The following is a 12,340-nucleotide window of genomic DNA, read 5'->3' as shown; positions in this document are numbered from 1 at the left end:
ACAGATTACTTATCTGCCGAAACTTAACCCAATTATGATGATGTTCAATATGCCACCAAGCGATTATGTTTTGCTGATGTTTCTCTCACTGCCTGTGATTGCCACTTTGCTTTCTCTGTCCAAAAGCAATCATTGGACATTGCGGATATTTGATTTTCCACGTTTACAAATTGCCGCTATCAGCCTATTGTGCATGTTATTCAATCATTGGTTTCAACAAAGCAATAATGTATTATTCACCCTCATGGAAGGCTTGAATTTCATCTGTGCGATTTGGCAAATTAAGCAAATTGCTGCTTATACACCCTTGTATCCAACCCAAGTTAAACCATATACAGGGCAAGACAATGCCCGCACCATCAGCATCTTAACTTGCAATTTTAACCCCAAACCGTCAAGCAGACACATTATTGAGTTTGATTGAACAACACCAACCCGATGTGATTTTGACTTTGGAAAGTGATTTATGGTGGCAAACACAACTGTAAAGTTTAGAACAAAGTCATTCGTGGTTTGTTCGTGTGCCATTGGACAATCTTTACGGCATGCACTTATACAGCCGACTGCCCTTAAAAACGCCCAAGTACGCTATTTAGTACGCGATGACATTCCTTCCATTACCACTCAAATTCAGCTGCCCAGCAGCGAATGGATACACATCTATTGCCTGCATCCCATGCCACCTAGCCCCACCGAAGCCCAAGAGGCCACCGAACGCGATAGCGAATTATTAATGGTAGGTAAAGAAATTGCCACAACAAAACAAAGCTGTTTGGTATTTGGCGATTTAAATGATGTGGCTTGGTCAAACAGTTCACGCTTATTTCAACGCATCAGTGGCTTACTCGACCCACGAATCGGACGCGGTTTATACAACACATTTCATGCTCAATATTGGTTCTTACGTTGGCCACTTGACCACATTTTTCACAGCAGCGATTTTCTCGTTACTGATTTAAAAGTACTGCCTCACATCGGTTCAGACCATTTTCCCGTTTATGGCAAATTCCAGTTTACCCCTCAAGCCGAATATTGGCACAACACACCCGAAGCCAGCAATCATGATAAGCGTATCGCCACCACCAAAATTAAAGCTGCCGACCCTTTGCGCAATGTAGAACGGGTAAAATACCGCAAACCTTGAATAAACATTCAAAAATAGTGACAGAAATTGTCATAAAATACTTGCCAATAACCATAAAATTGCGTAGTATCCGCAAATGCTGCACACACAGCATTCATTTTCTTTTTGTTTTCTGTATATCTCTTATCTTGGAAGCACTTGACTGAATGGTCAAGTGCATTTTTTATATGTCCAGCATAAGGCTGAACCACATTCATCAAGATGATGCATCAAGGTTTTCAGGCAGCCATCTATCACTTTACCCATTTTCAATCACAATAATCAATCGTAATTAACTCAATTTCAGATACAATCCAATTTGTCTGACGACTCAGACACATTTTTCATCAAGAACAACGGCTTTTAAGGAGACAGCTGTGAAACTGACCCCATTATACTTAACCCTTTCTGCCCTTTTATTGTCCGCTTGCCAAGGTGGCAACACCCAACAAAGTACCACACCTGCTGCACCTCAAAAAGCATCTGCCCCTGCGCTTATGGCAGCAGCCACGACCCAACAACCCTTACTTGAACGCCTGAACAATAAAGGTACAATCATTGTTGCCACCGAAGGCGATTATGCCCCATTCACATTCACCGATAAAGACGGCAAATTAACGGGTTATGATGTGGAAGTAATGCGTGCGGTAGGCGAAAAATTGGGGGTAAAAGTGGAATTCAGAACCATAAAATGGGTGGGCATTTTACCTGGTGTAAAAAGCGGCGAATTTGACTTTGCCGCCAATCAAGTTACCTTAACTTCGCCTGAACGCCAAGCCGAATTTGACCAAGCCATTCCATACAGTTGGAGTGGTGATGCCATTATTGTTCGCAATGATAATAACAGCATTACTTCCCTAGAAACCCTAAAAGGTAAAGTGGGTTTGCAATCCAGTACCAGTTCATATGGTGAGATTGCCAAAAAAGCAGGTGCCAGTGTCTTACCTGTTGAAAGTTTTACCCAAGCTGCCAATTTAATCCAAAAAGGCAACGCCGACTTTACCATCAATGGTTCTTTAGCTGCATTGGACTATTTGAAAAAGAACCCTCAAAGTAGCTTGAAGATTGCATGGATGACACCGCGTGAAGAACAAACTGGAGCGGGCATTGTTACTGTGAAAAACAATGCAAATGGTGCGGTCATCGCAAAAATCAATGAAGCCATGGTTGCATTGCAAGCAGATGGCACACTTAAACGCTTGGGCGAACAATTCTTCGGTCAAGATGTGAGCCTACATTGATTTTGAAAAATGGGTTTCAGGCTGCCTGAAACTTGTAAAATGGGGCGGATATAAAATCCGCCCCTGCTTTTATTTACCGTTTAATCAATCACGAAACAACTCACACGTTCCATCTTCCGCGCAATTCGCTTGGCGATACAAACGAATCAAGCGCGTGGTGGACGCATCGTGTTTTTGCGGGTCAATCGCGCCTGTGAGTTCTGCCAAAATGGTTTTGGCAAGCTGTTTGCCCAGCTCCACGCCCCATTGGTCAAAGCTGTTGATGCCCCAAATCACGCCTTGCACAAACACTTTGTGTTCATACATCGCAATCAGGCTGCCCAAATTGCGCGGATTCACTTTATTCAACAAAATCATATTGGTAGGACGATTACCACTGAACACCTTATGCGGCACAAGGGCTTCAATTTCGTTTTCAGGCAGCCCTGCGGCTTGCAATTCGGCACGCGCTTCGTCTGCGGTTTTGCCGCGCATAAAGGCTTCGGCTTGGGCAAACACATTGCTCAACAAAATTTCATGGTGCCCTTGCAAATTGCCGCGTTTTTCCAAGCTGGCAATCAAATCAATGGGCGCAATGTGCGTGCCTTGATGCAATAATTGGAAAAAGGCATGTTGTCCGTTAATGCCCGTTTCGCCCCAAATAATCGGGCCCGTTTCGGTGGCAACGGCTGCACCGTCCATTTGCACCTGTTTGCCGTTGGATTCCATGTCAAGCTGTTGAATGAATTTGGGTAAACGGTGCAAGTGTTGGTCGTATGGCGCAATCACATGGCTGCCGCCGCCGTAGAAATTGATGTACCAAATCCCAATCAAACCCAATAATACAGGCAGGTTGTTTTCCAAAGGCGCATTGATAAAATGATTGTCCATCAGATGTGCGCCATTGAGCATTTCAATGAAATTTTCTTCGCCCAAATACAGCATAATCGGCAAACCAATCGCCGACCACAAGCTGTAACGTCCGCCCACCCAATCCCAAAATTCAAACATGTGTTCGGTGTCAATGCCAAATTCCGCCACCGCTTTTTTGTTGGTGGACACGGCAACAAAGTGTTTGGCGATGTCTTGCTCGCTGCCTTCTTTCAAAAACCATTGTCGCGCGGTGTTGGCATTGGTAATCGTTTCTTGGGTGGTAAAGGTTTTGGAGGCGATGATGAACAAGGTGGTTTCGGGGTGGACTTTTTCCAGCACATCACGCAGTTGTGAGCCGTCCACATTGGAAACAAAGTGCATTTTCAAACGTGGGTGTCCAAACGATTTCAACGCGGTACACATCATGAGCGGGCCCAAATCCGAACCACCAATGCCAATGTTCACCACATCGGTAATCACCTGATTGGTGTAGCCCAACCATTCGCCCGAACGCACCGCGTGGGAAAAATCGCCCATTTTGCGCAAAACGGCATTGACTTTGGGCATCACGTCTTCGCCATCAACCATAATGGGGCTGTTGGTGCGATTGCGCAGCGCGATGTGCAACACGGCACGGTTTTCCGTTTTATTGATTTTGTCGCCGTGAAACATTTGTTTCATTTTTTCAGGCAGCCCAGCTTGTTTTGCCAACGCCACCAAATTGTTTAAAATATTGTCGTTAATGCGGTTTTTGGAATAATCCACGTTGATGCCGCCCACTTCCAGCCAATAGCGCGTGGCACGGTTGGGGTCTTGGGCGAACATATCGCGCATGTGTTGATGTTGGGTTTGGGCAAAATTTTCGGTCAAAGCTTGCCAAGCAGGGAGATTTGTGGGGTGGGTCATTTTATGCTCTCAAAATGTGTGAAACGGTTTTGATAGGCTGCCTGAAATGTTTCAGACAGCCTGAATAGGCATTCAGAACCTGTATGTATAAGATTAATAGATAGACTTTTATCGCAAAATCATGCAAATACAAGGCAGATTTTTGTGCCAATCATGAATTATTGACATGAAAATCCAACACAATAGGCGTGTAATTAGGCGATAGAAGTCGCCATCAAGATTGTGAATACAGGTTCTTATTCTACGTCAATGATTTCGCTGCGATGACGGCGCACGCTGCGTTTGCCTTTTTCCAACTGCAAACTTGCGCTTTCGCCCAATCGCAAAGCCAAACCAATCGCCAAAATGTCAATCACAGCAAGTTGCAATAAACGCGATACCATAGGCGTGTAACGGCGGCTGTCTTCTTGCACTTGAATGGACAGCACGCAATCGGCTAGCTGTCCCAATGGGCTATCAGGGCGTGTAATGGCGATGACCTGTGCGCCATTTTCTTTGGCAATGCTGACCGCATCCAATACTTCAATGGACGAGCCAGAATTGGAAATGACCACCAGAACATCTTGTGGGCTGAGTACTGCTGCCGCCATCAGTTGAATATGGGTATCGGAATACGCCACAGTAGAAATACCAAAACGGAAAAATTTGTGCTGCGCGTCTTGTGCCACGATACCCGAGTTGCCCACGCCATAAAATTCAATGCGCCGTGCGTGCGTGAGCATGGCAATGGCATTTTCTAACGCATTTTCGTTCAGGCTACGGCGTGCCCCCAAAAGTGCAGCGGCGGTATTGCCCAACACTTTTTCCATCACATCGCCCATGCTGTCATCGGTGTTCAGCTCTTCATGCACAAACGCCAAACCCGATTGACTGATGCTGGCTGAAAGGGCAAGTTTAAATTCAGGCAGCCCTTTGTAGTTTAAAGTGCGACAAAAACGAATCACAGTAGGCTGGGAAACACCAGCGCGTTCGGCAATGTCTGCCACCGCCGCATGCACAAACCATTTGGGTTCGGCAAGTGCCACTTCGGCAACCTTGCGCTCTGCACCTGATAAATTATTGAGTTCTTCGCTGATTTTGGTAAGCATTGGGGTCTTTCTTTATCTTTTATATTTTTAAATTTTCTTGATTATCAGGCTGCTTGAACCTGAAAACGCTTCAAATACCATTTTGCATTTGTCTTTGCAACAACATCAATGCTGCCAACACACGCGCATCGCCGAAATTGGGGTGGTCAATCAATGCATCCAACTCACACAATGGCACGCGCACCAATTCCAAAGGCTCGGGTTCATCGCCTTCCAATTGTGATGGGTAAAAATGACGGGCAATGAATACCGTAAGTGGGCTGTACATATGCCCTGGCGAAGTATAAAGCGTACGCAATAAAGTTAAATCTCGCGCACCGTAGCCAATTTCTTCTTGTAATTCGCGCAAAGCAGCTGTTTCGGGCGATTCGCCCTCATCAATCAAACCTTTAACACAAGTGAGCTCATAACGTTCCGTCCCTGCCGCATATTCGCGCACCATCAACAAATCACCATCATCAATCGCCAATACCATCACGGCAGGACGGCGTGCAGGAGTGAGCCGTTCATAAGTGCGTTCTTGACCATTGGCAAAACGCAAGTCCAAAGATTGCACTTCAAAAACCGCAGTTTGCGCTGCGGTACGCACCGCCAAAATTTCGGGTTTCTGTTTATCCGTTTGGGTGTAATCCATTTTGTTCTCCTTGTTTCAGGCAGCCTCAAACACATTTAACGACCGCTCAAATGATTGGACAATGCCACCGCCGCACCCGTAATACCTGGCTGTTCCGACAACACCACATACACGGGAATCGCTGCCAAATAAGCATCAAAACGCCCCTTGTTTTCAAAGCGATTGCGAAATGGCGATTGTTTAAAATAATCAATGAAACGTGGAATGATGCCACCACATAAATACACACCGCCACGCGCCCCCAAAGTCAAAGCCAAATTGGACGCAACCGTGCCGAGCATCGCGCTGAAAATGTCCAAAGTCAAACGGCAAAGTGGCGAAGTGCCACTCAATGCACGTTCGCTGATTTCGGCTGGTGTGAGTTTTTGGCGTTTCACACCTTCACGTTCAGCAAGGGCTTCATAAATCAAAACCAAACCTGCACCACTCAAAAAACGTTCAGCAGAAACGTGTCCAAATTTGCGTTTTGCGTATTGCCAAATCATCACTTCGGTATCATCAAACGGTGGAAAGCTGACGTGTCCGCCTTCGCCTGCCAATGGCACATAGCCCGATGGTGCATAAATCAAACCGCTTACACCCAAACCCGTTCCCGGCCCCAATACTGCTTTGGGCGCATGTTCAACAGGCTGTCCGCCACCAACTTGCACCAAATCTTTGGCATCAGCTTGGGTAATCGCCAAAGCCTGTGCAGTAAAATCATTGATAAATAAAAGCTGTTCCAAATTTAAGGCTTGGCGCGTGGTTTCAATGGAAAACGCCCAATGATGATTGGTCATTTGCACCCAATCGCCGACTATCGGGTTGGCAATCGCCACCGCCGCGCAATGGATAACAGGGTTGCCTGCGCGTTGCAGATATGCTTTAACCGCGTCCACAATGGTGTCGTAGTCGGCACAAGACAACACTTCAATTTTTTCAAATTTTTGTGTCGCCGTTTCCAATGCAAAACGGGCATTTGTGCCACCAATATCGGCAAGCAAACGCGGAAAGCTGCCTGAAAGTTTAGGTTCAGTCATTGTAGAAGACATGGAGATTGACCTTTTCGGAATGTAAAACATAACTGATGGGTAAATCGGGATTTCTGCCTTGTTCGGCAGCGTGGTAGACCGCGCGTTTTTCTGCGCCTGCAATCGCCAAATAGACGCGTGGCGTGCGTTCAATCGCTGCCAAAGTCATGGAGATGCGTTCGTGTGGTGCGGTTATGGGTGTGGTGTGCAACAAAGGCTGCGGATAATCGGCGCGTATGCAATCGGCAAATTGCGGTGCTTGTGGAAACAGGGACGCCGTATGTCCATCGCCACCCATGCCCAACACCAGTACATCAGGCTGCCTGAAATGTTGCAAGGCAAAATCTACGGCTGTGGCAGTATTTTTCAGGCAGCCTGCATCGGCAGTATCGCTGACCACAGGCAAAAATGTGGCATGTTGAGCTTGATTTTGCAACAGATTTTGCCGAACAAGTTGTGTATTGCTGTCATCATGGTTGGTTGGAACAAGGCGTTCGTCCACCAAAGTGATGTTCACACGCACCCAATCCAAATTCATTTGATTTAAGGCTTGGAAAAACGCAATCGGCGATTTGCCACCCGACACAGCCAACGTGGCGCGTTCTTGCTTTGCCAATACGGTACGCAAATCATCGGCAACCGCTTGTGCCAAAGCCTGTGCATTTTGCGCGGCAGAAGAAAAATTGTGAAATGAAATCATGTTTTTGCTTTCGTTTAGCAATAAGTTAATTCTCGAATTTGACACCATAATAACGGCAGTTTTTCTGTTTCAAGCAGCCTTTCAAATTTTGTCGTGTACTGATTTAAAGCTGCCTGAAAGCAACAGGCAGGATTTTAATCTTGCTCTTCCAACCATTTATCGCCATTTTGTGCCAATAATTCGCGTGCAGCTTCGGGGCCCCAACTACCTGCGGGATAAGTGTGCAAGGGCGAAGCATGAGCTGTCCAGTTGTCCAAAATCGGCATAACCCACGCCCACGCTGCTTCCAATTCATCACGGCGGTTAAACAGGTTCAAACGTCCGTCTATCACTTCGCGCAACAACAATTCATAGGCTTCGGCACGGCGACCCGATACAGCTTGTCCCAAGTCCAGCACCATATCCGCCGCAACCGTGTCCAAACCGCTGCCCACTTGTTTGACCAATAAGCGCACATGCACGGTTTCTTCGGGTTGCAAACTGATGACAATGCGGTTAACTGACGTACCAAACAAAGTATTTTGCTGCTTGAAATTCAACACGATTTCAGCGGTTTTGGTTGCCATGCGTTTGCCTGTTCGCAAATAAAATGGCACACCTTGCCAACGCAGATTATGGATTTCAGTTTTGATGGCAACATAGGTTTCGGTTTGACTGTTTTCTGGCACATTATGCTCTTGCGTGTACCCTTTCAGGCTGCCTGAAACACCATATTGTGCCCGCACCACATTCTGCGCCACTTCATCAGCCTGCATGATTTTCAACGATTGCACCAATTTCAATTTTTCATCACGCACATCGTCTGCACCCAGCGATTTAGGCTCTTCCATCGCCACAAAACACAACATTTGTACCATGTGGTTTTGCACCATGTCGCGCAAAGCACCTGTGCTGTCGTAAAACTCGCCACGCTCTTCCACGCCCAGTTGTTCGGCAATCGTGATTTGCACCGATTGAATGAAATCTTTATGCCAAATTGATTCAAACAAAGCATTACCAAAACGCAAAGGCAACAGATTTTGCAGGCTTTCTTTGCCCAAATAATGGTCAATGCGGTAAATCTGTTTTTCTTGGAAATGCTGTGCCACATCGTAATTGATTTGTTGCGATGAAGCCAAATTAGTTCCCAGAGGCTTTTCCAATACAATCCGAACCTTATCGCTGTTCAAACCCACACGAGCCAGATTTTCACAAGCAGGTGCGAAAAATTTGGGCGCTGTAGAAAGGTAAATGATTACATTATCGGTTTCACGACGTGCATGCACCACATCAGCAAGACGGTCAAAATCCGCACTGCGGCTCATATCTACACAAATGTATTGAATGCGTGCAACAAACGATGCCCACAGCGTTTCATTGAAATGCTGTTTGATGTGGATTTTGCTGTCACTTTCCACTCTGGCGAGAAACTGCGCCGTATCCAAATTACTGCGACTGACACCCAAAATGCGCCCATTGGGGTGCAACAAACCTGCGGCGTGCGCCTGATACAAACACGGCAACAGTTTACGCATCGCCAAATCGCCTGTTGCGCCGAACAGCACCATATCAAAATTATTGAATTGTTGGGACATTGTTTTTCCTTTGCCATTTAAAAGGCTGCCTGAAATCAGACCATTCCAATTTAATCGTAGCAATACTACACAGAGTTACAGATTTTGTCCATTCAAATACAAATAAAAAGCCAATTTATTGCAACATACGCCCATATTTACCGCTATAATGTCAGAAAATTACGGACAACCGCTCGGGTTTTCAGGCAGCCTGAAAGTGTAACTTGGCTACATAATTTGGCGGTTCTCACGGATTATTTTGATAAAAATAAACATAAAGGATGCACCGTGCCAATCGCCATTCACCCCAAACTGGCCGAAATCACCCAAGCCATTATTGAACGTTCGCGCCCCACACGCACCGCCTATTTGAACCGCATTCGTGCCCTCAAACAAAACGGCAAAGTGGAACGCGACCAACTGGGCTGCTCCAACTTGGCGCACGGCTATGCCGCCATGCCCAACGCCATCAAAATTGAAATGCAAAAAGCCCACGTTCCCAACATTGGCATGATTAGCACCTACAACGACATGGTGTCGGCACACCAGCCCTTCAAACACTTCCCCGATTGGATTAAAGACGAAGTACAAAAACACGGTGCCACCGCCCAAGTTGCAGGTGGCGCACCCGCCATGTGCGATGGCATTACCCAAGGCTACGAAGGCATGGAAATGTCGCTGTTTTCGCGCGATGTGATTGCCATGAGTACCGCCATTGGCTTATCCCACCAAATGTTTGATGGCACAATGTTTTTTGGCGTTTGCGACAAAATCGTACCGGGTTTGGTCATCGGCGCATTGTCGTGTGGGCATTTGCCAGCGATTTTCGTGCCAGCAGGTCCCATGGTCAGCGGCATCGGCAACAAAGAAAAAGCCCGCACACGCCAACTTTTTGCCGAAGGCAAAGTGGGACGCGATGCCCTGTTGCAAAGCGAAATGGCATCGTATCACAGCCCTGGTACTTGCACCTTTTACGGCACCGCCAATTCCAACCAAATGATGATGGAGTTGATGGGTTTGCATTTGCCAGCCGCCGCGTTTTTCAATCCCAACACCCCCATGCGCGAAGCCCTTACCCGCCAAGCTGCCGCACAAATGGTGCAATCGCTGCAAAACCAAACCGCCAAACCCATAGGCGAAATGCTGTCTGAAAAATCTTTTGTGAACGCGATTATCGGCTTAATGGCAACAGGCGGCTCCACCAACCACACCATGCACTTGGTGGCAATGGCGCGCGCGGCTGGCGTGATTTTGAATTGGGACGATTTTGACGCGATTTCAGCCATTGTCCCCCTGTTGATTCGCGTGTATCCCAACGGTCAAGCCGATGTGAACCATTTTGCCGCAGCAGGCGGTTTGCCCTTTGTGATACGCGAATTGCGCGAAAACGGCTTGTTGCACGATGATGTGGACACCGTCATGGGACACGGCATGGCAGCCTACACCCAAGAACCGTTTTTATTAGACGGCAAATTGGTGTGGCAAGACGCGGTTGCCGAAAGCCGCGACAGCGAAGTGTTGCGCCCATTCAGCCAGCCTTTTTCGCCAGACGGCGGCTTAAAATTGATGAAAGGCAACATTGGACGTGGCGTGATTAAAGTTTCCGCCATGAAAGCCGAAACCTTTGTCATTGAAGCCCCCGCCATCGTGTTCAACGACCAAAAAGAAGTGCTGGACGCATTCCAACGCGGCGAATTGGAACGCGATTTTGTGTGCGTGGTACGCTATCAAGGCGCAAGAGCCAACGGCATGCCCGAATTGCACAAACTCACGCCCCCATTGGCGATTTTGCAAGACCGTGGTTTCAAAGTCGCATTGGTAACAGACGGACGCATGTCGGGCGCAAGCGGCAAAGTGCCAGCCGCCATTCACATGTCGCCCGAAGCCCTGATGGGTGGCGGCATTGGCAAAATCCGCACAGGCGATTTAATCCGATTCAATGCCCACACAGGCGAATTGAACGTGTTGGTAGATGAAAAAACCTTTGCCGAACGCGAAGTGCCAGCCCCCGATTTGTCCAAAAACACGCACGGCATTGGACGTGAATTGTTTGCGGGTTTCCGCGCCCAAACCAGCAGCGCAGAAACTGGCGCAATGAGTTTTGGCGGCGATTTCGCATAAAAATCCCAAAAAACAGGCTGCCTGAAACCGAAAAATGGTGTTTCAGGCAGCCTGAAAACAGAAAAACCGTGTCAAAATGATTTTTTGGACGCGGTTTTTGTATTTTTGGCTGCCTGAAAACAGCGTGTGGCAATTTGGACTGGGGACGTGGCATTGCACCACCGCCAATACCACAAAATCGTTTGTCAGATACAGGTGCAGAAGTGAAAAACCAAAACAGCAACCGCTGTATGCATCTCGCACATAAATAAGGCTATCGGCAACGCTGTGTTCATTTGAAATAACCCCACAAAAATTCCTGCTCTTTTTCAAATTTCACCCCCCACTTCAACAACAAAAGCAGACCCCAAAAAATCAAAGTTTGCCATTTAACATTATACTCAATTTTTAACATAAATTAAATTAAATTAAATTAACAACATACAACATTAACACAGTTTCCCTGTATAAAGCACGGTTTGGGAAAAACGGTCAAAAAGCTTCGTGCCGATTGACCGATTTTTACTGAATAAAGCAACCGTCAGCCGCCCATTTCTTGCCCAATTTTCAGTCCATTTGAAAAAGTTAAAGACTTGAGCAATACGGCAACGGTTTTTATCAATATGGCAAAGCAGCGCATCAAAATTTCAGGCTTCAGGTAGCCTCAACAGCATCAAAGGCTACCTGAAACCTTGTTTGCCCACTTTGCCGCATACAACACAAACAGGAAAACAATATGAAAACCCAAATTAAACTTTTAACCGCCGCTTTGGCGCTTGCCGCCGCCAGCGCACACGCTGGTGTGGTTTTGAATGCACACAATGATGGCACAGGTGCATTTAAAACCTTAATCGGTGTTGGTGCATCAGGCGAAGGGGTTGCCATCGGTCGCGATGCCCAAGCAACAGGCGTAGGTAATAATCGTTTTCATGCCCTTGCTGTGGGCAACAATGCCAATGCCAATCGCCATGGTGCAACCGCATTGGGAAATAGCGCGTACAGCGATGGCTGGGACGGTACAGCAGTAGGTACAGGCAGCCAAGTCAGAGGTGGCACTTCTACCGCAATAGGTATTTGGGCCACCGTTTTGGGCGATAGCGTAAACTCAACGGCTTTGGGCTCCCAAGCAGCCG

11 protein-coding genes and 1 pseudogene are annotated in these 12,340 nt (G+C 47.1%); 5 read left to right on the top strand and 7 right to left on the bottom strand.

Going from position 1 to position 12,340, the window contains the following annotated elements:
- Positions 1-34: 34 nt before the first annotated feature.
- The 3 genes from Q4B82_RS00060 (at position 35) to Q4B82_RS00050 (ending at position 2,364) form a co-directional block, all read left to right on the top strand.
- Positions 35-424 (top strand): hypothetical protein, encoded by a 390-nt coding sequence (locus Q4B82_RS00060; RefSeq protein WP_303064378.1) that lies wholly within the window; start codon positions 35-37, stop codon positions 422-424.
- Between the two features lie 84 nt (positions 425-508).
- Entirely contained in the window at positions 509-1,144 is a 636-nt protein-coding gene (locus Q4B82_RS00055) for an endonuclease/exonuclease/phosphatase family protein (RefSeq protein WP_303064377.1), read from the top strand.
- Between the two features lie 356 nt (positions 1,145-1,500).
- On the top strand, positions 1,501-2,364 hold the full coding sequence (locus Q4B82_RS00050) for a transporter substrate-binding domain-containing protein (RefSeq protein ID WP_303064376.1): 864 nt from the start codon (positions 1,501-1,503) through the stop codon (positions 2,362-2,364).
- Positions 2,365-2,448: 84 nt separating this feature from the next.
- Here the strand turns inward: Q4B82_RS00050 and pgi are convergent, their stop codons facing one another.
- From pgi to zwf, 6 genes are all read right to left on the bottom strand, one after another.
- A complete protein-coding gene (gene pgi, locus Q4B82_RS00045) occupies positions 2,449-4,122 on the bottom strand; it encodes a glucose-6-phosphate isomerase (RefSeq protein WP_303064375.1) in 1,674 nt (557 codons plus the stop codon).
- Positions 4,123-4,358: 236 nt separating this feature from the next.
- Positions 4,359-5,210: an SIS domain-containing protein gene (locus tag Q4B82_RS00040; RefSeq protein ID WP_303064374.1), complete on the bottom strand. Its 852-nt coding sequence runs from the start codon at positions 5,208-5,210 to the stop codon at positions 4,359-4,361.
- Positions 5,211-5,280: 70 nt separating this feature from the next.
- Positions 5,281-5,844 (bottom strand): ADP compounds hydrolase NudE, encoded by a 564-nt coding sequence (nudE, locus tag Q4B82_RS00035; protein ID WP_303064373.1) that lies wholly within the window; start codon positions 5,842-5,844, stop codon positions 5,281-5,283.
- Between the two features lie 35 nt (positions 5,845-5,879).
- Entirely contained in the window at positions 5,880-6,875 is a 996-nt protein-coding gene (locus Q4B82_RS00030; protein WP_303064372.1) for a glucokinase, read from the bottom strand.
- Positions 6,856-7,554 carry a 6-phosphogluconolactonase gene (pgl, locus tag Q4B82_RS00025; RefSeq protein WP_303064371.1) on the bottom strand — a complete coding sequence of 233 codons (699 nt, stop codon included), beginning with the start codon at positions 7,552-7,554 and terminating at the stop codon, positions 6,856-6,858. Before pgl ends, Q4B82_RS00030 begins: the two co-directional genes overlap by 20 nt.
- 134 nt (positions 7,555-7,688) lie before the next feature.
- Entirely contained in the window at positions 7,689-9,128 is a 1,440-nt protein-coding gene (zwf, locus tag Q4B82_RS00020) for a glucose-6-phosphate dehydrogenase (RefSeq protein ID WP_303064370.1), read from the bottom strand.
- Positions 9,129-9,395: 267 nt separating this feature from the next.
- On the opposite strand from zwf, the gene edd reads away from it, so the two are divergent.
- Positions 9,396-11,228, top strand: a complete 1,833-nt coding sequence (gene edd / locus Q4B82_RS00015; RefSeq protein ID WP_303064498.1) for a phosphogluconate dehydratase — start codon at positions 9,396-9,398, stop codon at positions 11,226-11,228.
- A gap of 42 nt (positions 11,229-11,270) precedes the next feature.
- On the opposite strand, the gene Q4B82_RS00010 is transcribed toward edd, so the two are convergent.
- Positions 11,271-11,471, bottom strand: a complete 201-nt coding sequence (locus Q4B82_RS00010) for a hypothetical protein (protein WP_303064369.1) — start codon at positions 11,469-11,471, stop codon at positions 11,271-11,273.
- A gap of 472 nt (positions 11,472-11,943) precedes the next feature.
- On the opposite strand from Q4B82_RS00010, the pseudogene Q4B82_RS00005 reads away from it, so the two are divergent.
- Positions 11,944-12,340, top strand: a pseudogene (locus Q4B82_RS00005) (hypothetical protein); the annotation flags it as partial.

It is taken from the genome of Alysiella sp. (assembly GCF_030525755.1).
In the GTDB taxonomy this organism is placed as follows: Bacteria; Pseudomonadota; Gammaproteobacteria; order Burkholderiales; family Neisseriaceae; genus Simonsiella.
This window is presented reverse-complemented; position numbering and strand designations above follow the sequence as displayed.